The organism is Finegoldia sp. BIOML-A4 (assembly GCF_009679635.1).
Classification (GTDB): domain Bacteria; phylum Bacillota; class Clostridia; order Tissierellales; family Peptoniphilaceae; genus Finegoldia; species Finegoldia magna.
In genome coordinates this window covers 1-24,407 of sequence record NZ_WKZC01000007.1, presented here as the reverse complement: position 1 = coordinate 24,407, position 24,407 = coordinate 1, and the positions used below count along the sequence as shown (strand labels likewise).

The window sequence follows — 24,407 nt, the reverse complement described above, 5'->3', positions numbered from 1 at the left end:
CAATCTTTTTTTATCTATATTCAAAATTTTTAATAGTGCCTTTAAAATAGACCAAATCATTTTCTGGATAATTCCATACTGCTTCTAAAATTGTTGGTAATTTAATTCCATTTTCGTAAATTTTATACTGTCCACATCTAGCAGTCCATGGTATATATTCTATGGAACCATCGGATTTTACAACTGCGCGGTCTTTTGTATAGAATTGAATCATTTCAAACTTATCATTAAAAGTAAAAATACCGCTAGTGCTATTTCCGTTATAATTTATAGTGGCTCTAATGTTATAAAGATCGATTTCTTCAAAAACTATATTATTTTCCAAAAGAGATGTTGGAATAAATAAAGCTTCTGCTAAATAAGTGCATAACGATGCTTTATCCATTTCAACTCCTTTTTCGTTGAAGAGGGTAATATTCTTTGCGATAATTCCTGTCATTCTACCTTCAGCATTTATAAAACCATCATAACCTTCAAAAGGTATCCCGTAGAGAGAACTATCAATAAATGCAATTCTCGATGGATTCTTGGCAAAATTATACTGGTTGTAGTCTATTTTTAACTTTGGCTTTTTTGTATCCTGAATAAAATCAGCGTTCTCGAAGAAAATATTCATATATGACATTTTACTCTTGCCGATAAATCCACTATTTTTGACAAAATTTTTAATTGCAGTTGGATATTTTTCAAAATCGTCATTAGAAATTAAACCATTTTCGATTGATGATTTTTCAATTAATGATTTCAAATCGTGATTAAATGTAGATTTAAGAGGAGAATATGACAAGTTAAAATAAACGATTAAAACTCCTACTAAAGAAATAATAATGCCTATTATGATCATTAACGGTTTATAAAATATATTCATTAGTGCTGTCTCCATATTTTTCAACTTCTTGTAGTCCGGATTCCAACTTATTTAGTAAAACAAAAAAGCTCTGAATATCTGAGTCACTAAAATCTCTAAATAAAAGATTTAATGTATTCAAATGAGAATTATTCATAGTCTCGAAATACTTGTAACATTTATCTGTAAGAACTATTTGCACCGAATTGTTATTTCCTCTTAAAAAATTTATATAACCTTTATTCTTTAAAGGCTGAGCAAGCTTTTTAATATTTTGTCTAGAGCAACCCATCAATTTTCCTATTTGTGTTAAGCTTTTTTTTTCATTTGTAGACGAAGAAATAGCGAGCATTAACCATTGCTTCATAGTTATATCTGTTTGTATTTTTTCGCAAGCCGTTTTTAAACGATTAGTAATAATAAAAATATTAGCAAATATAAACTGTTGTTTTTCCAGTGTTTCCATTGGTATAAATCCTCCTTGGTTTAAGCAGTAACTAGTTACTACAAGATTAACAAAATTCATTATAGATGTCAACTATTAAAATTAAAAAAGAAACAAACCTTTGAACTTACAATAAAGTTTTTACTTACTTGGATATTCTAAAATTAAATTTGATATAATAAAAAGATAAAGAGGTGGTTAAATGAAACTAGAAATAATAGACATGATAGATGACGGAAGATGTGTCGCAAAATACGAAGGAAAAACAGTGTTCGTAGATGGAGGAAGTGTTGGAGAAATAATCGAAGCAAAGAAAATAAAAGAAAAAAAGAATTTGATATTTGCAACAAAAACAAAAACAATACAACAATCACCTCATAAACAAGAACCGCTATGTCCGCATTACTACGAATGCGACGGATGCAGTATGCAAGACATTACATACGAAAAAGAATTGGAAATTAAAAAAAATTCTGTACTCAACAAATTGCAACGAATCGCGAAACTAGATGTAAAAGATGTCGACATACTCACAAACGCTGAGTATTATTACAGAAACAAAGTCGATTTGAAAGTGGAAAAAGGACAACTTGGATATTACAACAGAAAAACACACAACCTAACACAAATATCCACTTGCAAAATCGCATCAAAAGCAATCAATCAAATGATAAATTGGTTGGAAAATCAGGATTTGAATGGCGTGTCGGAAATCAAAATCAGATCCAATTACAACGACGAAATCCAAATCTCCATGAATTATTTATCAGATGAAATGCTAGAAAATTTAAAATCTGTAGAAAGCATCGTAGAAATTTATGCGAAAAATAAAAACTTTGATTTGATTTATAGGAAAAAACAATTTGTAGATAAAATTGGAGACTTATCATTCATAATAAGTCCCAAATCATTCTTCCAAGTAAACAAATACAACACAAGTTTGCTCTACGACACGGCAAAACAAATGATGAATGCAGAGGCAAATGACAGAATATTGGACCTTTATTGCGGAATCGGAACAACAACAATGTACATCGCAAATGGAAACAACACAATCGGAGTCGAAGTCGTAAAAGATGCAGTAAAAGATGCCAACCAAAACAAAAAACTAAACAATCTTCAAAGCATTCAGTTTATTGAAGAAAAATCAGAAAACGTCGTAGGAAAACTCACAAAAGAGCACTTCGATATAATCCTCGTCGACCCACCACGAAAAGGAATGGATGAGAAAGTCGTCGACGCAATAATTAAATCCACAGCAAAAAAACTCGTCTACATCTCCTGTGACCCCGCAACCCTTGCAAGAGATTTGAAGATGTTAACAGAAAATGGATTTGCAGTCAGAGATGTCAAATTGGTGGATATGTTCGCGAAGACAATGCATGTGGAGACGGTAGCTCTATTGTCCAAACTAAATACAGAACATCATTTAGATATAGAAATAGGGGAAGATGAATTATCTGAAATTGACTTTTCAAAAGACGCAACTTATGGAGAAATTAAAAAGTATGTGTTAGATAAATACGGACTAAAAGTTTCAAGCCTATATATTGCACAAATAAAAAGGAAACATGGTCTAATAGAGAGAGAAAATTATAATTTTAGTAAGAAAGAAAATCAAAGAGTACCAAATTGCCCAGAAGAAAAAGAAAAAGCAATCGAAGATGCTTTAGAGCATTTTGGAATGATTTAAATAATATCTAAGATTAAAATTTTTAAAATTAAGACTTAAAAACTTTAAGATTAAAAAGATATGTACTTCTTATATAACCTAAGAAGATTAATTGAAAATCAGGGGAACGATGATGGTAAAATAAAAAATTTTAACAACTAAAGAAGAATTAGGCATTATTGCCAAAGAGGTTTTTATGAAGTTAAAAATACTGAAAAAGACTTGTTAGAATTGAAAATTTTAGATCATTGTGCAGGGTTTCGTGTCATAATAGTGATAGAGGCAAATAGTTATGTAAATATAAAGAGTTCAAGACTCCTACCAAAGTTTAAAACTCAAAAAATAAATAGTTGGTGTGCTGCTTAGAGTAACCATTTTGATAATGTGGATGCGAAACAAAAAGAGATAATCAGACTTCGTAAAAAATTGAAACAGGTTGAAATGGAGAATGATATTTTAAAGCAAGCTGCACTACTGTTAGGCAAAAAATAGACCTCATTATCTCGAACCGAGATAAATATAGCATTAGTGCAATGTGTAGACTACTTGGGGTCACAAGAAGTTTAGTCTATTATCATTTGAACAAAGAAAAAGATGTGAAATTAGATGAAGATGAAAAACTAATAGAAGAAATAAAAGAAATATTCAGAAGAAGTAGAAACAACTATGGAACACGCAAAATAAAAAAAGAACTAGGGAAAATTGGATATAAAATATCGAGAAGAAAAATATGCCGAATAATGAAGAAAAATGGCCTAGTCTCAAACTATACAGTAGCACAATATAAAGTAATAAGATCCAAATGCAACGAAGAAGACATCCCTAACCTTTTAAATAGATAATTTGACAATAGAGACTATTTAGAAGCAATAGTAAGCGACCTAACATATGTAAGAGTAGGAAAAACATGGAATTATATATGTTTAATAATAGACTTAAACAGCCGTGAAATAATAGGATACTCATCAGGTAAAAACAAAGATGCAAATCTAGTAGCAGAAGCATTTTACTCAATAAGGCAGCCACTAAATCGTATAAAAATATTTCACACAGACAGAGGAAGAGAATTTAAAAATATAAAAATAGAAGAAATATTAAAGGTATTTGGGATAAAAAGATCGCTAAGTAAAAAAGGAAGCCCATATGATAACGCAGTAAGCGAAGCAGTCAATAAAGTAATGAAGACAGAATTCATATATCAGGAGAGCTTTACTAATTTCCAAGAACTTAATCTAAAATTAGCAGAATACGTATATTGGTATAATAACCTAAGAATTCATGGATCTTTAGGATATAAAACACCAGTAGAATATAGAAAAGGAGAATAAAAAGCTCTGGAAGTTTCATAAATTAAATAAAATATATGAACAGACTGTCAAGGGCAAATTTCAACGAAATTTGGGCGAAGCCTTTACCCTTGATTGTCTGAGAATATATTTTATAATCTAAAGAAACTTTCAAGCTTGATAATGTTCGGTTATAAATTGTCTAAAAAAGAGTTGCCATTCCATGTATTTGGGTTCATTAGAAGAATGCCGAGCAATGGGTAACATGACGCTGATGTGTTTATACACAAAAAAGCTACACGTGCGTTGGCTGACAACAGGGAGCTAAGTAAATTAACACCAGCTAAAATGTTTGACGCTATTAATAAATGACAAGTATATGAAATTGGTTTTACCTAGTTTAAAAAAGAAATTATAATGAAAATATGGAGGCTAAGAATATGAAGATTAATAATGAATGTTGTTGTGGATGCAAAACAGAAAAGCCGGATCAAATTAAAGACAATTGTCCTGTATGTAATAATGAAGGGATTTCCGTTAGTAAAGTAACTGTTGAACATCTAGTGGTAGATGATTATCGTAATGCTGTTAACGGAGATCAATATAAGATTTGCATGAACGAGGACTGCGACGTTGTTTACTATAACTTAGATAATGAAATAAAATTCTTGAAAGACCAAGTTAGAGTTCCTATCTGGTTTAAGAAAGATGCAGATCCTAAGTATGCTTGTTATTGTAGCGAAGTCACAGAAAATCAGGTAATTGAAGCAGTTGTAAAGCATGGCGCGAAATCCGTAAAAGAAGTAAATGCCATCACTGGGGCAATGAAAAATTGTAATTGTAAAGAAAACAATCCGTTGGGAGTTTGTTGTCATAAGATTATTCAGGAAGCTATTGATAAAGGCTTGAAAATGAAATAATTACAGTCGATATGTTCCTACAAACGAGAGCCAATCTTTGATATGTTTCCATCTACGAGCGTGGATATGTTCCCCATAACCTTAGGGGTTGAGAATGCAGTTTTGATAGCTATCAAGGCAACTCGACACACGTTGAAGCAGCAATTCTGATGACGTATTGTGGTTTGGACAAGGAATAATAGGAGTCAACCACAACATGTAGTGGTTTGAGTACGAAAATCGGGTCAAAAACAGGCTAAAAAATACCGTTTTTTGACCCTTTTAAATAGGGCATTTGACAGATGACATTTGATGTTTCGGGATTAAAAATCCATAGGGTGAGGTAGATTAGCACAGAACTTTATTGAATAGAGAAATTAAAAGTGATATAATCAGTTGCATAAGGAGGAGTTAAATATGTGTACATGTATTGCAGTAGTAGATATTACTTTATCTCATTTATAATGAAAAAAATTAAAGGATGTAAAGGTATGGGTATGTTTTCTATATTTGTTATTGAGAGATTTCATTATCAACTAAACCAAAAATAATTGGTTATAATGAGCTCTTAAGATTAGTTCATTATAACCGGCAAGGAGAAGGTTATAATGAAACAGAAAAACCCGAAAAATACGCAAAATTTCATTACATCTAAAAAGCATGTAAAGGAAATATTAAAATATACGAATATCAATAAACAAGATAAAATAATAGAAATTGGGTCAGGAAAAGGACATTTTACCAAGGAACTTGTGGAAATGAGTCAACGGGTGAATGCTATAGAGATTGATGAAGGTTTATGTCATGCCACGAAAAAAGCAGTTGAACCTTTTCAGAATATAAAAGTTATTCATGAGGATATTTTGAAGTTTAGCTTTCCTAAAAATACAGACTATAAAATATTTGGTAATATTCCCTACAATATTAGTACTGATATTGTAAAAAAGATTGCTTTTGATAGTCAAGCGAAATATAGCTACCTTATTGTAGAGAGGGGATTTGCTAAAAGGTTGCAAAATACCCAACGAGCTTTAGGTTTGCTGTTAATGGTGGAAATGGATATAAAAATTCTTAAAAAAGTGCCACGAGCATATTTTCACCCTAAGCCTAATGTAGATTCTGTATTGATTGTACTTGAAAGGCATAAACCATTTATTTTAAAGAAGGACTACAAAAAGTATAGATTTTTCGTTTATAAATGGGTAAACAGGGAATATCATGTTCTTTTTACTAAAAATCAATTAAGACAGGTGCTGAAGCATGCGAATGTTACTGATCTTGATAAATTATCCAATGAACAATTTTTGTCTGTTTTCAATAGTTACAAATTATTTCAATAAATTAAAAATAATTAAGCGTTCTCTAACTTTAAGAGAACGCTTAATCTTATTACATTGAAAAATGCATTCTATTATTTTCAATTATTATGATATAACATAACTATCATTTTACTTATTTGCATATTTGCACGAAAATATAGTTATCGACGACTATTCTGATAATAGCAACTAATATAGTCAATGATAACTCAAAATTTATTGATATAGTAGGTATATGTGCAACTAATTAATGAAGAAATAATATTTAAAGGAATTTGAAATGTAGCAAATAGATGTATTAGAATATCTGATATTCTAATACATCTATTTGTATATAAATCAAGATTAAATATCGAGAATATGGTGGCGAAGTTTAGGTCAACTAAAGACCAATAAACTTCGTCATTTTTTTATGCTTAAAAATAGAAAGAAAGGATTGGGAACAATGTCAAAATTATTTATGTATGGTACATCCTTGGAAGGAATAGAGCAATTGATGGTTATGGTTCCAAATTTCCAGCCAAGAGGAAATGGAATAATCATCAATAATTATTTTAATTGCCAAGGGGGTGATGGAGATTGCAAGATTGGTGTGATTAATGTTGATGATGATTGTAAGGAGTGTGGACACATTGGTTCAAACTTCAAAATCAATGTGGATAGCTGTAGATATAAGGATCTAGTCAGAGAGTGCTTTGGAAAGATAAATAATTATTATTTAAAGGAAAGATTAGAAAGTCTAGCAAATAATTTCAAGGGGGAAATCTTTTTAAATCATAACCACAAAGAAAGATTCTATAATTTTCTTCGAAACCAAGATCTAGATATTCATGATATATCCCCAAGATTTATTGCTATCCTATTTTTACTTACTGCCGATGAAAATCTATGGAAGGTTTCTGAAAATCATATTTTAAATGTTAAGTTTGGCTTAAAACAAATATGTCTTCGGGATATAGATACCAATGGCTATGCCTTATACCAAACTGCAAAGACCCTATCAACTGGAAAGGAGTGTATAAGAATCAATGAGCTAGCAGATAGGGAATTAATAGATGACTATATATTTAAATCAATAATTAACTCTGCCTTAATCAATAGATACGGGACAGAGTTATTTTTAATTAATAAATAGAATGGAGGAAAAAGATTGAATATAACTATTAAAAAATCAAGGGATGATGATAAAAGAAAAACCATATGGATTCCAATGGAGGAAGATAAACTACAAGAGGTATGCAATGAATTAGGAATAGAAATGAGTACAAGGTCAAACTGTTATATAGAAGGCAGTAGGGATGAAAGATTTTCAAATATACTGGCTGATAAAAATGTAAATATAGATGAACTAAACTATTTAATGAAAAGATTTGATGGGTTCAGTCCAAGGGAAATAGAAAAGTTTTGTGCTGCGACCTTTACAGAAGAACCTAATACAATGGCAGATTTAGTAAGCCTAAGTTTCAACTTGCATTGCTATAGCCTTATAAATAACTTCAGCGATTTTGATAAGCTAGGCAAGGATCTATATTAAACTGAGAAAATGGCAGTAGCAACTAAAGAATTAGATGAACTAGATGGAGAAGAATATGCAATGGAAGTAATAAAAAACAATAAAAGTGCTAGAGTAACTCCTTATTTCGTCTTTTGACTCATCAAGTATTTTTAATATTCTTGGTGCCTATTTTTGTATTAAATGTAATAAATGAAAAGTTTATATGTATACAGAAAGACTATATGGTAATATATTCAATTAACGAGAAAAAGAATATTAGAAAGATATTTTATATTATTTTGGGGACTGAATTAATATTTTATATTTTGGGACAAATTTTTTTTCAAGGAATTAATTATTTTATAACAGGTGAAGTGTATTTAATTAGTATTAAGTTTAATGTATTAACAATTTTAGAAATTCTATCTGCAAGTTATATAGTTCTATCTATTTTATTACTATTAAAAAAGGATTTGTTTACTTATATAAACTATTACATTTTATTAATGGTACTTTTAGTAGTTAATAGTGGATATATTACATTTCCGATGACTATAAAAGTTTTAAGTTTACTACAACATGATTATATAAAACTACTACTATCAAGAACATTTTTGTTTTTGTTAACCTTCTTTATTTTTAAAATGTCTCTTAAAAGATATAGTAGTAAATTTTATGGTGGATAATAATGGATAAATTGGCATATATTGGAGTTATAAATCATGATGAAAATGTTGAATATCCATTAAATTTTTCCAGTGATGGTATTTATGAAGTTGTTTGTAAATTTAATGGTGGATGTGAAATAAAAATCAAATCAAGTAATTATATAGATGCTCATGAAATTCATAAAGATTATTATAAATTTCACATTAATGTTTTTCTGCCAATTATTGGACTAATAGGTTTAGTATATGGGGTAAAGGAAAAGGATAAGTTGTTTATGGCATTAAATATCCTTTTGATTTTATTACTTCCTATAACAATGTTCGTAGGTCATCTAGTAGGATCTCCTTAAGTAATATAATAAGCTTAGAGTAAAATTTTGTAAATAATCTTAAAAAGATATAAGTTTATCTGCTTATAGCATTTTATCTCTCCACTTCCTTCCCATAAGTGATTTTCATAGTTTTTCCTATACTGAAAAAGGTCAGAAAATTCTTCTTTATTCAAAGAATGCTCTTGCATAAGGGTATTCTTTTTTATTGCAACTTATCGAGTCTGATTAATATTTCTTTTATGTTTGGTAATATTTTATAGATTTCTAAAATTTCATTAGTAGCTATTTTATAAATAGAAAGTTCGATATAATACTTCTCTGTAAATTGGTTTTATTCAGTTTTTTTACATTTTTATACTTCATGATGTAAGATCTTTATTTCAGTTTCAATTTTTTAAAATTTATTCAGTGGATGTTGTATATCATAAGAAAATAACTAGCTTTAAATCAATTTCTCCAAACCTAGATTTTATATCTACATCTATTTATTTTAGTACAGATAAGATTGAGCGATTACATCAATACGATTATGTCCTAAGTATTTGCTGGTTATTAACATAGCTTTTCGATCTAATATTTCTCCAGCTCTATCATTTCTCATGATGTATCTTTCTCCTCCTTCTGAAATTAAACCACCAGGTATTTCATCTATTGGTCTTGCATAATGATTATAAATTCTCTTGGCGTATACTGCTCTGTAGTGGTGGTTGTCATAATGAGAAGGTAATTTTGGTGCTATTTTAAGCTCTCCAGCTTCTTTAAAAATATTTATTATTTCATCTGTTTCTTCTTTATCTTTGCCCATGATTAAAGCTAAGCGTTTTTTTCCACCTTTTCCTTGTCTAACTTTTACATAATATTTTCCGTTGATTTCTTTTAAATCAACCCCTCTTACAGCTTCCATTTCTTTTTTTCTTAATCCTGTAGAGCTTGTTATTTTAGAAAATTTTCTTTCTAGCTCTTCTGATATGTGTTTATCTCTTTTAGCTTCATATCGACTTCTTTTAATTGATTTTCTTGTCCTTGGAGCTGTCGCTATAAAGTTTGTAGATGATGTTCTTAAAACCTTTGCTATAGCTGATTTAGATGTGCTAATTGAGTAAGCAGATAAGTCTTGATTTGTTAAGTTTTTCAGATATTCATTTACGTGTTCTGTTTTAACTTGTTGCATTTTCTTTATTTCAGGATAATTTTCTTTCAAAAATTCTGCAAATTTATAACATTGTTTTTTGTATGTCTTATAAGTTGTAACGCTATAAATTTTATTTATTGTTGTAGTTGATAAATCATTTTTATCGTCATTTCTTGATGTACTCATACCATCATTTAACATTCTTGTTAATCTATCATAAATCTGATTTTTTAAAATGTTTTTTTGCTTTCTTTTATCCCATTTTTTAGTTTTTTTCTTTTCTTCATCTATTATTCCAAATTCTTTGTTAAAAGCTTTGTTTGTGATATTAAAAGACATAGAATGCTCCTTTCAAATATATAACTATCTTTTTAAAATTAAAGCTCTTAAAAACGATTCTAGAGCCTTATTTGTTACTCTAATTGTTAAGACTAAGCTTTTTATACTACCGAGTCCGTAGAAGCTTCTAAGTTGTCCAATCTAAGACAAAACACATTTTTTAAAGAGCTTGGCTTGCTCTAAAGTACACATTTTTAGATTGATAGCTTGGCTTGCTATTTAATGCTTTTGTAAGTGAATTCCTACACTATACATTTTTTTACATACTTAAAATTTTTGCTCTATAAATCTTTTTTATTTTTTTCTTACTTCATATTTTGCGACTTCCTCTCTTTGTTTCCTCATTTTTGATCACTTATCTTTTTTATTTTCTCCATACCATCAATCTTCTATTTATAATTTGTCAGAAAAGGTTCTTAATAACAAAAGAGTTTAAAAACTTATCCTTGGTAAATACCCTAAATCTGTTTATACGTCCATAAATGGACCGTATAAACAGATTTTATTTATTGGAAATCCTGTGTAGAAAATAAAAATATTAAATTTTCTGACATATAAGAGATAGATTAAAAACTTTCTTTTATATGGGGGAATTATGAAAATAGAAAAAAACATCTTAGTAAGATATGAGAAATTTCAACGCATTGGCTTTGATAGAGTGAAATTTAAGAATGTAAGAGTTACCGAGTATGAGATTAATCACTTAATAAGCTTATATCAGAACTCATATGGAATAACGAAATTTAGTTATTATAGAAAAGAACTGAAATCCATTCGAATTGAAAGGGGAGGAATTGGGCGATTGGAGATAAGAAGAGAGAATTGTTGCAACATAGATTGTGGCTTATATGCAAGAATAGATTTTTCGCCAACGGACATTCTAGGACAAAATATAGAAAATTTTTCTTTAGAAGAATTAAAAGATGTGGTTGTGGAAATTAAAAATATATTATACGAAGATTATAAAATTGAGATAGACATATCAAATGTCATTTTTAACTATTGTGAAATTAACTACAATTATTTAACGACAGGTAATACTAAAGATTTTGAAGACCCATTACGTACTCTGGTTAGATTTATCCCGTATATGAAAATTTGCATAGATATTGAAAACCATAAAGAGAAAGACGGCTATGAATCCAAAACAATAACAGCACAAAATCAACGACATAAAATTACATTTTATGATAAATTAAAAGAAACAAAAAAGAAGCATAAAAATAAAGAAATCGTCATCGTTGATGAAAATGGAGAGATACTAAATGGGAGTATTTATAGATATGAGCATACAATAAAAAAAACAGATAAGTTTAAAGATTTTTTTGAAGAAACAAATCTTTTTAATTTAAATGAAGAAGTGTTTCGTCAAAAATTATTCTTATATTTAGAAAAAAATCTTTTTAAGCCATATGAAAAGCAAAAATTAATGTGTAGAGACCTTCTTGTGAAAGCCGTTAAAAAATATAGGGAAAAGGATCGAAGAGGAAAAGAGTGGGGAAGCTTAATGATTAGCGATATCCTAATTCAAGAAAGGCAATTAGGTTATCAAATACTTTTTGATTCAGATGATTTGTTAGAAATTGTTAGTGAAGTTTTTTTAAAAGATAAAAACAAAGGGCGCATTTTAGGATATATAAAAAGACTGTTATGCAAGGAGCCGTATCTTTATTATTCTAAAAATAAAAAAGAGAAAGTTGAAAATTTAGTTTATAGTATAAAAAGTCAATTTCATGACCTCATTAAATGAGGATAGAAGTGATATGTATTGTGAAAAAGGATAGATATTCGATTGGTGTAAGTAGTAGAATTTAAAGAAAGTATTACTCTCTTTAGTTAGTGTAAAAGATAAGTAGCAATCTCTTATAATAATAGGAAGAATTTTCAATGACGACAAGTTTGTTATTGGATATTAATTCTGACATATAAAGACTGTAAGAAGTAACTATATATATTAGGAAAGGAAATTATTATGATATTAGAAAAAGAAGAATTGTTGGATAAGGTTTTTAAAAGTGTAGTCATGAATATTATGTCGGTAGAAAAATCTATTTTAAGTGAAGAAGTGTGGCTAGATGTTGGAGGACACTATTATTGTGTAGATGGCGTCAGAGATATTTTACTAGAAAGAGAAGGTGAGTCACTTCAGTACTTTTTAAGCGATATGATAGTAACCATAAGATGCTATGCAGAAGTTTATGGAAGTTTTGATATAGAGCTTGATTTAGAGAGTATAGGCTTTAAAAACTTCATAAAGTTGTCCCATTTGTTTAATGAAAAATTCTTTAATAACTGGCATAGCTTTGTGTATGAGATCCAAAGAGAGTGACTAAAAAATTATAATTAAATCTAGTAAAAATAAAAGCTTGAGATTGTCTAACCTCAAGCTTTTATTTTTTAATTCACAGCTAAATCATCCACTATTAAATCCTCATAGTCAACTGTAATTTCATCATAATTTTTCCTTGCAGAGACTAGTATTGCCGATACGAAAACAAAGTCATTTATTTCGAGCGAAACATCATTTACACGCATGTTTTTAGAGTATTGAAGTGTAATTACTTGCTCTCTATAGTCTCGCACTTGAATCGTAATCCAATTATTGAACTCTTTGATGCTTAAGATAGAACCGCTAAGAAAAACTCGTGAAAATGGGTTTTTAAAAGAAAAACCTATATTTTCTATTTCAAAGGCTTCTGATAACAAAGTGTTCTCTAAGACTATTTTTTCACCAAGAAAATACTGTTCTTTTCTACCTTCATATAAATAGGGAATGACAGGGCTTTTCACAAAACCTGTAATATAAACAGTTTGATTCATTTTAAAATCATGAATATCTATAGATTCAAAGTATACTTTCATATAATTTGGCTCTCTTTTCCCATTAATAAAGATTGTTAAGTATGGATTTCTTTCCTTAAAACCTCCTTTTCCTACAATCCTTCCGCGGCAATAAAACTCGTTTAATAGTGGAATTTTCCTATCTTTTTTCATTTTTTACTCCTTTCTTCAATTAACTATTGAATATATGCATTAAAAGATTTTCAATAAAAAAGTCTGTGTGGAGAAAAACACGAATCAATACTTTTTTCTGACATATACAAGGTGAAATCAAAATTAGGAGGCAATTTACCTTGTATAATAAAAATAGCGTAAAAGATTGTTCTTATGAATTAGATGGGTTGGCACGTCTCTTACAAGAATTAATAGAAAAGTATGCAGATCAGTTAGATTTTGAAAAATTGGAAGTACCGCCAAGATGTTCAGAAAAAAATAAAAATGAGGATAATATTAATTCATCGGATTAGGTTATTGTATTGACTTTTATATTATGATTTATGTAAAATATAGGTATAACTATAACGTGAAAATATGTCCAAACTAAAGGTGGAAAAATGAAAAATAAAAAGGCGTATGTATATACAAGAGTGTCAACATCTATGCAAATTGACGGTTACTCACTTGATGCTCAGGAAGAAAGAATAAAACAGTATGCAAAAGCTTATGGTATAGAAATAATAGAAACCTATAAAGATGCTGGAAAATCAGGAACATCTATTTCAGGTAGAAATGAATTCATAGCTATGCTTAATGATATAGAAGCTGAAAAAGATAAAGTTGATTATGTAATGGTTTTTAAATTATCTAGATTTGGAAGAAATGCAGCGGATGTATTGCAGTCATTGCAAGTCATGGAAAATCATAATGTAAATCTGATTTGTGTTGATGATAGTTTAGATAGTTCTAAAGATTCTGGAAAGCTTGTTATAACAATTCTATCGGCAGTAGCAGAAATGGAACGTGAAAATATACTTTCTCAAACTATGGAAGGAAGGAAACAAAAGGCAAGAGAAGGAAAATGGAATGGTGGTTTTGCTCCAATTGGCTATTCATTAGATAATGGAGAATTAGTTGTTAATGAAGATGAAGCTAAAGCAGTAAGGATGATTTTTGATTTATATGCTAATTCAGATATGGGAGCCAATGGAGTATCTAAGTATTTAGTTTCTTTAGGTATTAATAAACCTATAAGACAAAATGGCAAGAATCCATATTTTTCAGCTAGTTTAATAAGACAAATATTGGATAATCCTGTATATAATGGGAAAATTGCATATGGAAGAAGAAAAACAATTAAAGATAAAACTACTGGTAAAATTAAATTAGAAAAATCTGATCATTATATTATAGCTCAAGGAAATCATGAAGCTTTAATTGATGATGAGTTGTGGAATACAGTACAGGAAAAAAGAAAATCTCAAGCTAAAAAGTATGAGAAGATAAATAGAGGAAAAGATGAGAGAGTTCATATCTTATCAAATCTAATAAAATGCCCATATTGTGGTGCTGGTTTGTATGGAAACAAAAGCCGTAAACGTAATAAAAACAAAGAAGGAGAGCATTACAAAGATTATTACTATTACGGTTGTAAACATAGACAAATGATGAATGGACATAAATGTACTTTTAATAAACAAATTAGAGCTGAATTAATTGAAAAAGAAGTTGAAACAATAATTACTCAAGTAGTTAGTAATCCTACTTTTGCCAAAAAAATTGAAGAAAAAATCAATATTCAAATAGACACAAAAGAAATTGATGAAGTTATTAATAAGCACTTAGCGAAGATTAGGCAATTAACAGGTACAAAAGCATCACTAATTAATCAAATAGATTCTTTAAATTTTGAAGATAAACATTATGATAGAAAATACACCGATTTAAATCTTAGACTTGATGCTATATATGACCAGTTAGAATATGCAGAAATGCAGTTAAATGATAGCAGAAAAAGGAAAGAGGCAATTCTTGAAGAAAAAATAACCTCGGATAATATTTATAAGATTCTTGTAAATTTTAATAGCCTTTATACAGTTCTTTCAGATATCGACAAGAAGAGATTACTTAACGAAATGATAGAAGAAATTCAAATTTATGACGAAAAAACAGAAAAGGACACTTGGATAAAATCGGTTGTTTTCAAGCTTCCGCTTATAGATAATGAGATTGACTTTGGTTTGGACAATAAAGATAATGTCGAGACGGTGGTATTGATGTCAAGAAAATAAGAAAATGGGCTATAAAAGTGTTGAAATCAAAGGCTTTTGGAGCTTTAGAAGAAATCCTAAAAGCCATTTTTCTTTTTGTAAAATACCTTGTGGGAACATATCAAGTGCAGATTATTGCAGGGTGTGTAGACACTATGGATATTTTAGGTGGAGTGAACAGAATAGATAATATCAGGCTACTTATCATATAACAAAAATTATATAATAGTAATTAGGTTGAATTAAGGAGTTCAATATGAATAAAAAAATAAATCTGATACTACCTAAAAAACAATTCCAAATCCAGCGAGTAGGAATCTATGCACGAGTCAGCACGACAAATAAAGACCAGTTAAATAGTTTAGTTGCACAAATATCTGCTTTAACTAGACTTACATCACATTACTCTAATTGGAAACTTGTAGATATTTACATTGATATTGCATCAGGAAAACTAAATCTAGTAGAAAAGAATTCTTAAGAATGCTTGAAGACATAAAGAAAGAAGACGTTAATATAATCGTTACAAAGAGCGTGAGTCGATTTGGTAGAGATACAGTAGATGCTTTAGAAGCATTAAAAGTAATAAGGCAAGCCAGTGCAAGAATTATCTTCTAACAAGAAAACTTAGATAGTCAAGAAGATGATACAGATATGATCATATCCATTATGGAATCTTTAGCACAATCAGAAAACGAACAGCGAAGTGAAAGTATAAGATGGGGTCTGAAGCAAAGAGCGGCACAAGGCACATCAAAACTTTATAATCGAAAGTGCTATGGCTATGATCATGATGAAAATGGAGAGCTGATTATAAATTTCCAACAAGCAAAAATAGTCAAGAAAATATTTAATAGGTACTTAGATGGGAAAAGTATCATAGGCATTGTCAAAGAACTTGAAAAAGAAAAGATTAAATCCCCAACAGGGAAAAACAAATGGCCAAAAAGAAGTATTGAAACCATGTTAGAAAATGAAAAATATATAGGTTCTGTAAAGCTCTTAGATTCAGTAAATAAAGAAAATTATTACCTTCTAAAAGACAATCACGAAGCAATTATTACGGAGGAAGTATATAATAAGGTTCAAGAAGAGAAATCAAGAAGGAGTAATCTTGATGAGGAAAATAATAGAAAGAGTAGAAAATATAGCTCTAAATTTAATAGTAAAAATGAAGAGATGGATAACAAATATGAATAATAAATATATATACGGAGACCTATATTCAACAATAGATGATAAATCTAGATACAAAGAGTTTTTAACAGTGGAAGAGTGTAGAGAATGGGGGGATTATTATTCTAATTGGGCTAAAAGATATAAAGAAATTATGTCGTTATTTGAGAAAATAAAAGCTAATCACACCTCAGAAACTGCACCTATTGAGTGTTATTGTGGCAATTCCTATAGAGAAATTAACGAAATTTTAAGGTTTGGATATAATTCAGACAAACACTTATATGATAAGATGGTTGATATATTGATAATGACATTGTGCTCCGCTCCTAAAATAAAAGATAATATAGTTGTTTATAGGTTAGTTAATGATGCATTTATTAAAGAGATAATTGGAAATAATAAATTGTCAGATTCAATTCCGACCCGAGAAAAAGGATTTATGAGTACTAGCTTATTAAAAGATATTGTTAATATATACAGCGATGGAGGTAGTGGACTTTATTTACTAAAAATATATGTTCCTAAGGGCACCGTAGGGATTTATGTGAATACTGTTACTAGAAGAGATGAGGAAGAAATACTCCTAGCACCAAATAATTACTTAAGGCTTATAGAATATCCATATTATGATGAAGGTTACTCTATTAAAATATTTGAATGTCAATTAATTTCTTTTGTATAAAAATTGCCTAATCAAAATTATAGATAGAGCAGACAAAAATAACGACAAATATTGATAAATAGCTACTATATGATATAAAAATAAGATGGGATATAACCTAACTATCACATGTTGAGACGGTAGCGTTGATGTCAAAAAATAGATGTTAAAGGTGAGAAAAGACTATGTCAACTATTAACACTGGAAAAACAATGCTATATCATGACAAAAGAAAGTAATGTAGTTCATTATGGTTTTATTGAAAAATTTATAGAAGACTTAGGTGAGATATATAACATTAGAGAAATAGCCTTTGATAGATGGGGAGCAGTTCAAATGGTTCAAAACTTAGAGGGTATGGGTTTCACAGTTGTTCCCTTTGGCCAAGGATTTAAAGATATGTCTCCACCAACTAAAGAACTCATGAAACTAACCCTCGAAAGAAAAATAGCTCATGGAGGACATCCAGTTCTAAGATGGATGATGGATAATATCTTCATACGAACTGATCCTGCTGGAAACATTAAAGCAGATAAGGAAAAATCTACAGAAAAGATAGATGGAGTAATTGCTACAATTATGGCTCTTGATAGGGCTATAAGGTGTGGCAATGATACAGGTGAATCTGTTTATATCTGTTTATGATGATAGGGGATTGATTATTTTTTAATTTGGGTATATTATCAATAACTAATACTTGTTGTTGAGGTGAGTTAATTTGAATGAATATATATCTAGTTTAGAAGAAGAATTTTCTTTGATAGAACATGGATTCAAAGAGGAAGAAAAGAGAGCTTTAGAAGATTATAAATTTAACGATAATCAATACATTAAAAATTAGCATTGTTAGCGTATAAATCTAATGTATATCAAGTGAGAATGTATGGCGTATTTCTATTAGGTCACCTATCAGATGACGATGAAATTTTAACATTTATGAGAGATGAAGTTTCCAAAGATGAAAATTGGAGAGTTCAGGAAGTATTGGCAAAGGCATTTGATGAATTTTGCAAGAAAATAGGATATGAAAAAGCACTCCCAATAATTGATGAATGGTTAGAAAATGAAAATCCGAATACGAGGAGAGCAGTAACAGAGGGATTAAGGATATGGACAAGTAGACCATATTTCAAAGAAAATCCGAATGAAGCTATTGAAAGATTAGTCAATTTAAAAGAAGATTCGAGTGAATATGTAAGAAAATCGGTTGGGAATGCTTTAAGAGATATCAGTAAAAAAATCCCTGAGTTAATTAAGAATGAATTGCTTAATTGGAACTTACAAAGCAAAGAAATTAATCAAGTGTACAAGTTAGCAAGTAAGTTTATTGACTTATAAATTGTAAGTAAAGAAACTTTATTTTTTCAGCATCTACATTAGTAGGTGCTTTTTTCATACCTAATTTAAGGAGGTGGTAATATAAACATTTTAAATTTTATATTCAAGTCGAGAGACAAACCTAAAGACGGGGAGAGGATATCTTCATCGTCTTTTTTATTTGGAAGGACAACAGCAGGTAGGAATGTAAACGAGTTTACTGCTATGCAAATGACTGCAGTTTATTCATGTGTGAGAGTTCTTGCTGAAACCTTAGCTGGACTTCCTCTTCATCTATATAAAAGAGGAGATTCTAATTCAAAGGAAAAAGCAAAAGATCATGCCATATACTTCTTATTGCATGACGAACCTAATGATGAAATGACTTCATTTGTATTTAGAGAAACACTGATGACCCATCTATTACTTTGGGGTAATGCCTATGCTCAGATAATTCGAAATGGAAGAAATGAGGTCATAGGACTTTATCCCTTAATGCCAAACAAGATGACTGTAATGAGAAGTGAAGATGGAGAAATCTTCTATAAATACAATCATAAATCTGAAGAAGTTTATCTTTTAAAAGAAGATGTCCTTCATATTCCAGGACTTGGTTTTGATGGACTTATTGGCTACTCACCAATTACCATGGCTAAAAATGCTATAGGCATGGCTATGGCTTGTGAAGATTATGGTGCATCTTTCTTCCAAAATGGAGCACAACCAGGTGGAGTTTTAGAACATCCAGGAATTATTAAAGACCCAGAAAGAGTTAGAGCGTCATGGAATGCTGCCTTTCAGGGGCCTAAGAACGCCAACAAAGTGGCTGTACTGGAAGAAGGAATGAAATACCAACCCATAGCTATAGCACCAAGTGAGGCCCAGTTTTTGGAAACTAGAAAGTTTCAGTTAAATGAGATAGCAAGAATATTTAGAATACCACATCATATGATTGGTGACTTGGAGAAGTCATCATTTTCAAATATAGAACAACAGTCGCTTGAATTTGTTAAATACACCCTTGACCCTTGGATTGTTCGTTGGGAGCAATCCTTAGAAAGAGTACTACTAACAAAGAAGGAGAAAGAATCCTACTTTATTAAATTCAACCTTGACGGACTTCTAAGAGGAGACTATGAATCAAGAATGAATGGATATGCTGTAGGAAGACAAAATGGCTGGATGAGTGCAAATGACATAAGAGAGTTAGAAAACCTAGATAGGATATCAGCTGAAGAAGGTGGAGACCTATATCTTGTAAATGGAAATATGCTACCACTTGAAAAGGCAGGGTCATTCTATGAGAGTAAAAGAAACGGAGGTAAGAATACCGAGAATGAAGAACAATAAAATATTTTGGAACTGGAAAAAGGATTCAAATGAACTTTATATAGATGGAGTTATTGCAGAAGAGTCTTGGTTTGATGATGAAATCACGCCAAGGCTCTTTTTTGAAGAATTAAAAAACAAAAGTGGAGACATAACTGTGTGGATTAATTCCCCTGGTGGAGATTGCATTGCAGCATCAAGAATTTACACCATGCTTTTAGAACATGAGGGAAATGTAACCGTTAAGATTGACGGGCTTGCAGCATCAGCAGCATCGGTCATTGCTATGGCAGGAACTGAAGTTTTGATGAGTCCTACATCATTAATGATGATTCATAATCCCTTAACTGTAGCAATCGGCGACTCAAAAGAAATGCAAAAAGCTATAGATATGTTAAAGGAAGTTAAGGAATCAATCATCATTGCCTATGAGATTAAGACAAGTTTATCCAGAGAAGAGATTTCAAATCTAATGGATGGAGAAACTTGGTTTGATAAGAATAAGGCCATTGAGATGGGTTTTTGTGATGGAACTCTCACTGACAAAAGAAAAGATGAGAAAGTCACGAACATGGTCTTTTCAAGGCGAGCAGTTACAAACTCGCTTTTAACAAAGATAAATAAAGAAGTAAAAACTCACTCAATGAATGAGGTAGAAGAAAGATTAAACAAAATTAAAAATACTTGGAGGTAATTATATGAACTTAAAAGAACTAATGGAAAAGAGAACTAAAGCTTGGGATGAGGCAAAGGCATTTGCTGAAACTAAGAAAGATGAAAAGGGCCTAATGTCTGATGAAGACTTCAAGACATATGAAGAGAAGAATGAACAAAGCAGACTAATAGAATTAGAAGAGTTTTTAGATAATCAAGAATTAGAAATAGAAAGATACGATGAAGACTTGGTAAGGAAACTTATAAAGAAGATTATAGTTTATGATGAAATGTTTAAAGTAATTTTTAAATCTGGACTTGAAGTAGAGATTAATCAGTAAACAGCTCCTATTATTGGGCTGTTTTTTCTTTGCCTACAAATGATATAATATAAATAATAAATATTTGTGGAGAAGGTATATGGTTGAACTAGAAGAAATATTGGAATTGATGAATCTTAGGCAGGAAGGTGGGCACTGGGATTTTAAGAAAGAATGGTATAAATCTGATAATAAAGGAAAGCAAGACTTACTTCATGATATTATTTGCATGTCTAATAATTTAGATAGTAGAGATGCTTTTATAATAATAGGTGTCAACGAAGATGATAATTATAATCTTAGAGATGTGAGTGAAGACAATGGAAGAAAAAACACTCAAAATATAGTTGATTTTCTAAAAGACAAAAAATTCGCAGGTGGTTTAAGGCCAACGGTATATGTAAAAAGCTATCAAATATCAAGTAAAACAATTGATGTAATAGTAATATTAAATGAAAATAACACACCGTATTATTTGACAGATAAATTTCAGGAAATTAGAGCAAATTATATTTATACGAGAATTCAAGATACTAATACACCTATAGATAGATCAGCAGATGTAGATAAAGTTGAATTTTTATGGAAGAAGAGATTCGGATTAACTCAATCAGTATTAGAGAGATTAGAGATTTATCTTGAAGACTATGAAAATTGGAATGATGGTCCAAATGGTGAGATGCAGAAGTATTATAAGTATTTTCCAGAATTCACTATAGAATATGAAAGCGCTAGAGATGAAAGAGATGGATATGAATATTATCTTTTTTCTCAAACAGACTCAAGGCCACATTGGTATGATATAAAATTTAAATATCATCAGACATTATTGAAAGAATTAGGTGGGGTTGCTTTAGATGGAGGTAGGTACTTCACGCCTTGCCCTGAAATAGATGGAATCACATTAGACAAAAACAAAAGCTTTAGTTGGGATTTTTCATATAGATATTTTACGAAGGGTACTTTTCTTTACAAATTAAATCAGTTTTTCTTTTATCAAGAATCCTTTGGTGATAAGTTCTCTAGACAGGAATTCTTTGAAGTAGTACTATTATTTGAATCGGAAGAAGAGCGTATGGAATTTAAAGAATTTGTTAGGAATAGTTGGTATAAAAGAAAAGAATATTTAAAAAATGTACACATGCCAAATATTCCGAATTTTCCTCAGTACAAAGAGGGGGCATTTGTTGAAGAATATGAAAATGCATTAGTTCTCAATAAAATGTTAGAAGAATTTAGAAATAGCGCAGAATAAATATGTTCCCACATACGAGGCTTTCCTAAAAATTTAAAATTTATTCATACTGACCACTAAAGCCATGTGGAGACTGTAGTTATGATGTCAAGAAAATAAGAACATAGGATATTTTTACTTTATTTAGAAATTTGGAGGAAATAATGATAAAGAAAATAGGAGTTGTGAGCTTATCAAGTGGTGTTTTGGGAGAAAGTTTTGTTGAGCATGAAATAAAAATAGGAATAGACAGATTAAATAAGCTAGGAGTCGAAATAGAGTTTTTACCTAATTCTTTGAAAGGCATTGATTTTTTAAAGAATCATCCGGAAGCTAGGGCAGATGATTTGCTGCTTGCTTTTGAAGATGACACTATTGATATGATTTTATGTGCTATTGGTGGAGAAGATACCTATAGATTAGCTCCTTATTTATTTGAAAGAGATAGATTAAAAAATATTGTTAAACAAAAACTTTTTTTAGGCTTTTCTGACTCAACAATGAATCACTTTATGCTAAATAAGCTTGGCATAAGAACATTTTATGGTCAGGCTTTCTTGCCCGATGTGTGCGAACTATCTGCTAATATGTTAGCTTATACAGAAAAATACTTTTTGGAACTTATAAAAACAGGAAAAATAAATGAGATACATCCTAGTGAAGTTTGGTATGAGGCAAGGGAAGATTTTGGCGATAAAGCTATTGGAGTAGAAATGAAAAGTCATCCTAATACCGGTTTTGAGCTTTTAAGAGGAAATCCTATATTTAGTGGAAAAATTTTAGGCGGATGCATAGAAACAATATATGATATGTTCGATAATTCTAGATTTAACGATACAGTAGAAATTTGTAGCAAATATAATTTATTTCCAACCCTTGAGGAATGGGAGAATAAGATTTTACTAATAGAATCAAGCGAAGAAAAATCAAAACCAGATTTATATAGGAAAATGATACGTGCTCTAAAAGACTACGGATTATTTGATGTATTAGCAGGAGTATTAGTAGGAAAACCTCAAAATGAAATCTATTACGAGGAGTATAAATCTATTTTATTAGAAGAAATCACTAATAAAGATTTACCTATTGTCTATAATATAAATATTGGACACTCAACTCCAAGATGTATAATTCCTTTTGGGGTAGAAGCAGAAGTAAATGTAAGTAAACAAATGATCTCCTTTAGTTATTAAACAAAATTGAGCTGAGCTATGAGTTGTTTTTCTTTACTTTCGAATGACGTAATATATTACAAGATATTTACTGATTGAGCTATTACCCATACGAGATTTTTGAAAAACATTGAAAATTATTCATACTGATCACTCAAGCCAAGAATCTTCAAGAGATGCTATTAAAGGACATCGATTTGTAAGAAAACGACCTCTGAGAGTGAGGTATTGATGTCTAGTATAGATGAGTAGGAATGTTCTTAATGGCTGAAAATCAATCAGTTTATGATGATAGAGGATTGATTGTTTTTTAATATGGGTATAGATATAAAGACAAGTTAAAATAGTAAATTTTATTAAAGGAGAAGTCGAAATGTTAATAGACCCATCATCTTTTAAAAGATTAGAAGACTCACTTATAGAGCAAGGTAAAATTGAGAAGTTTGAAAAAGAATCCGGTAAGATATTGGGGAGGGTAATGATTACCATAGGGAGTATTCCCGATGATATAAAAGAAGATGTTTTAAGAGACAATGAAGAAGATGATTTAATAATTTTCAATTGTTCTTTTGATTTTTACAATTCAACTTTAGGAATAGCGCTTTATAAGAAAGATTTGAAATTAGCATCGAGAATTTGGATAACAGAACAAGAAGAGGGAGCGGAAAAACCATCGCAAGATTGGATTGAATTTTTTATTAGATTATTAGTTGAATATGTAATAGAAAGTAATGATGGTTTTGGATACCCAATTTATGCATTTGTAAATAATGACTCAGAAATGGTAATAGTTCCGGAATAATAAATAATTTTAGCATCTACAAAAGTAGGTGCTTTTCTTATACTTAAATTTAGAAGGTGCTTCGATTGGCAAGATTCGACGGCTGAATCAATTGTGTTGTTGTCAAGGTAATGTGATTGCTATAAAATAGTATATAAGTTAAGAGGTGAAACTATGATAATAGATAGTTTTGATAAAGACACAGAGCCACTTATCAGTCTAAAAGACTTTTATGGAGAAAAGAAAAATATTGCAGAAAAATGTTTGATAATATATTC

The 24,407-nt window shown here is 30.0% G+C and carries 24 protein-coding genes and 4 pseudogenes; 23 read left to right on the top strand and 5 right to left on the bottom strand.

Translation table 11 applies throughout. The annotated features are described in order from the left end of the window. Nucleotides 1-10: 10 nt before the first annotated feature. Both GKG01_RS06490 and GKG01_RS06485 read right to left on the bottom strand, forming a co-directional pair. Nucleotides 11-868 carry a DUF6544 family protein gene (locus GKG01_RS06490; protein WP_094206755.1) on the bottom strand — a complete coding sequence of 286 codons (858 nt, stop codon included), beginning with the start codon at nt 866-868 and terminating at the stop codon, nt 11-13. After that, nucleotides 852-1,313 (bottom strand): MarR family transcriptional regulator, encoded by a 462-nt coding sequence (locus GKG01_RS06485; protein WP_154271858.1) that lies wholly within the window; start codon nt 1,311-1,313, stop codon nt 852-854. The genes GKG01_RS06490 and GKG01_RS06485 overlap by 17 nt, the downstream gene beginning before the upstream one ends. 181 nt (nt 1,314-1,494) lie before the next feature. Between GKG01_RS06485 and rlmD the strand changes: the two genes are divergently transcribed. The 7 genes and pseudogenes from rlmD to GKG01_RS06435 all read left to right on the top strand — a co-directional run bounded on the left by rlmD (nt 1,495) and on the right by GKG01_RS06435 (nt 8,981). Beyond that, a complete protein-coding gene (gene rlmD, locus GKG01_RS06480; protein ID WP_154271857.1) occupies nt 1,495-2,985 on the top strand; it encodes a 23S rRNA (uracil(1939)-C(5))-methyltransferase RlmD in 1,491 nt (496 codons plus the stop codon). A 372-nt stretch (nt 2,986-3,357) separates the two neighbouring features. After that, nucleotides 3,358-4,292, top strand: a pseudogene (locus GKG01_RS09170) (IS3 family transposase); the annotation flags it as partial. Nucleotides 4,293-4,690: 398 nt separating this feature from the next. After that, entirely contained in the window at nt 4,691-5,170 is a 480-nt protein-coding gene (locus tag GKG01_RS06460) for a Csac_0668 family 2Fe-2S cluster-binding (seleno)protein (RefSeq protein WP_110058726.1), read from the top strand. Nucleotides 5,171-5,757: 587 nt separating this feature from the next. Next, nucleotides 5,758-6,489: a 23S rRNA (adenine(2058)-N(6))-methyltransferase Erm(A) gene (erm(A), locus tag GKG01_RS06450; protein ID WP_000810833.1), complete on the top strand. Its 732-nt coding sequence runs from the start codon at nt 5,758-5,760 to the stop codon at nt 6,487-6,489. A gap of 424 nt (nt 6,490-6,913) precedes the next feature. Continuing rightward, nucleotides 6,914-7,603, top strand: coding sequence for a hypothetical protein (locus tag GKG01_RS06445; protein WP_154271897.1), 690 nt, complete (start codon nt 6,914-6,916; stop codon nt 7,601-7,603). Between the two features lie 15 nt (nt 7,604-7,618). Then, on the top strand, nt 7,619-8,002 hold the full coding sequence (locus GKG01_RS06440) for a hypothetical protein (RefSeq protein WP_001027813.1): 384 nt from the start codon (nt 7,619-7,621) through the stop codon (nt 8,000-8,002). Nucleotides 8,003-8,651: 649 nt separating this feature from the next. Further along, complete coding sequence (locus GKG01_RS06435; protein WP_000359188.1) at nt 8,652-8,981, top strand: hypothetical protein; 330 nt, start codon at nt 8,652-8,654, stop codon at nt 8,979-8,981. A 73-nt stretch (nt 8,982-9,054) separates the two neighbouring features. Here the strand turns inward: GKG01_RS06435 and GKG01_RS09165 are convergent. Together GKG01_RS09165 and GKG01_RS06430 are read right to left on the bottom strand one after the other, a co-directional pair. Then, a pseudogene (locus GKG01_RS09165) lies at nt 9,055-9,372 on the bottom strand (hypothetical protein); the annotation flags it as partial. A gap of 81 nt (nt 9,373-9,453) precedes the next feature. After that, entirely contained in the window at nt 9,454-10,434 is a 981-nt protein-coding gene (locus GKG01_RS06430) for a site-specific integrase (RefSeq protein WP_000009490.1), read from the bottom strand. A gap of 595 nt (nt 10,435-11,029) precedes the next feature. On the opposite strand from GKG01_RS06430, the gene GKG01_RS06425 reads away from it, so the two are divergent. Together GKG01_RS06425 and GKG01_RS06420 are read left to right on the top strand one after the other, a co-directional pair. Beyond that, nucleotides 11,030-12,184, top strand: a complete 1,155-nt coding sequence (locus tag GKG01_RS06425) for a hypothetical protein (protein WP_000687657.1) — start codon at nt 11,030-11,032, stop codon at nt 12,182-12,184. 222 nt (nt 12,185-12,406) lie between these two features. Further along, nucleotides 12,407-12,763: a hypothetical protein gene (locus GKG01_RS06420; protein WP_000599722.1), complete on the top strand. Its 357-nt coding sequence runs from the start codon at nt 12,407-12,409 to the stop codon at nt 12,761-12,763. 68 nt (nt 12,764-12,831) lie between these two features. Here the strand turns inward: GKG01_RS06420 and GKG01_RS06415 are convergent, their stop codons facing one another. Beyond that, on the bottom strand, nt 12,832-13,428 hold the full coding sequence (locus GKG01_RS06415) for a hypothetical protein (RefSeq protein ID WP_000711069.1): 597 nt from the start codon (nt 13,426-13,428) through the stop codon (nt 12,832-12,834). Nucleotides 13,429-13,568: 140 nt separating this feature from the next. Between GKG01_RS06415 and GKG01_RS06410 the strand changes: the two genes are divergently transcribed. The 14 genes and pseudogenes from GKG01_RS06410 (at nt 13,569) to GKG01_RS06355 (ending at nt 24,150) form a co-directional block, all read left to right on the top strand. Then, on the top strand, nt 13,569-13,742 hold the full coding sequence (locus tag GKG01_RS06410; protein WP_000282420.1) for a hypothetical protein: 174 nt from the start codon (nt 13,569-13,571) through the stop codon (nt 13,740-13,742). A gap of 87 nt (nt 13,743-13,829) precedes the next feature. Then, the gene (locus GKG01_RS06405; RefSeq protein ID WP_154271853.1) at nt 13,830-15,503 is read left to right on the top strand and encodes a recombinase family protein; all 1,674 of its coding nucleotides are present in this window, start codon (nt 13,830-13,832) and stop codon (nt 15,501-15,503) included. A 235-nt stretch (nt 15,504-15,738) separates the two neighbouring features. After that, on the top strand, nt 15,739-15,963 hold the full coding sequence (locus GKG01_RS09265) for a recombinase family protein (protein WP_256369392.1): 225 nt from the start codon (nt 15,739-15,741) through the stop codon (nt 15,961-15,963). Between the two features lie 2 nt (nt 15,964-15,965). After that, nucleotides 15,966-16,100: a recombinase family protein gene (locus GKG01_RS09260; protein ID WP_256369391.1), complete on the top strand. Its 135-nt coding sequence runs from the start codon at nt 15,966-15,968 to the stop codon at nt 16,098-16,100. 51 nt (nt 16,101-16,151) lie between these two features. Then, a complete protein-coding gene (locus GKG01_RS09155; RefSeq protein ID WP_241684755.1) occupies nt 16,152-16,682 on the top strand; it encodes a recombinase family protein in 531 nt (176 codons plus the stop codon). Beyond that, a complete protein-coding gene (locus tag GKG01_RS06395) occupies nt 16,600-17,343 on the top strand; it encodes an ADP-ribosyltransferase (RefSeq protein ID WP_154271852.1) in 744 nt (247 codons plus the stop codon). The genes GKG01_RS09155 and GKG01_RS06395 overlap by 83 nt, the downstream gene beginning before the upstream one ends. A gap of 145 nt (nt 17,344-17,488) precedes the next feature. Beyond that, nucleotides 17,489-17,992 (top strand): annotated as a pseudogene (locus tag GKG01_RS06390) (terminase TerL endonuclease subunit); the annotation flags it as partial. Between the two features lie 48 nt (nt 17,993-18,040). Beyond that, a pseudogene (locus tag GKG01_RS06385) lies at nt 18,041-18,660 on the top strand (HEAT repeat domain-containing protein). 81 nt (nt 18,661-18,741) lie between these two features. Then, nucleotides 18,742-19,989 carry a phage portal protein gene (locus GKG01_RS06380; RefSeq protein ID WP_102164320.1) on the top strand — a complete coding sequence of 416 codons (1,248 nt, stop codon included), beginning with the start codon at nt 18,742-18,744 and terminating at the stop codon, nt 19,987-19,989. Further along, entirely contained in the window at nt 19,976-20,662 is a 687-nt protein-coding gene (locus GKG01_RS06375) for a head maturation protease, ClpP-related (RefSeq protein WP_154271850.1), read from the top strand. Before GKG01_RS06380 ends, GKG01_RS06375 begins: the two co-directional genes overlap by 14 nt. 4 nt (nt 20,663-20,666) lie before the next feature. After that, nucleotides 20,667-20,963, top strand: coding sequence for a hypothetical protein (locus GKG01_RS06370; protein ID WP_102164322.1), 297 nt, complete (start codon nt 20,667-20,669; stop codon nt 20,961-20,963). A 79-nt stretch (nt 20,964-21,042) separates the two neighbouring features. Further along, nucleotides 21,043-22,197 carry an ATP-binding protein gene (locus tag GKG01_RS06365; RefSeq protein WP_102164323.1) on the top strand — a complete coding sequence of 385 codons (1,155 nt, stop codon included), beginning with the start codon at nt 21,043-21,045 and terminating at the stop codon, nt 22,195-22,197. 143 nt (nt 22,198-22,340) lie between these two features. Beyond that, nucleotides 22,341-23,369 carry a S66 peptidase family protein gene (locus GKG01_RS06360; RefSeq protein WP_154271849.1) on the top strand — a complete coding sequence of 343 codons (1,029 nt, stop codon included), beginning with the start codon at nt 22,341-22,343 and terminating at the stop codon, nt 23,367-23,369. Nucleotides 23,370-23,721: 352 nt separating this feature from the next. After that, nucleotides 23,722-24,150 (top strand): hypothetical protein, encoded by a 429-nt coding sequence (locus GKG01_RS06355; RefSeq protein WP_154271848.1) that lies wholly within the window; start codon nt 23,722-23,724, stop codon nt 24,148-24,150. Nucleotides 24,151-24,407: the final 257 nt, after the last annotated feature.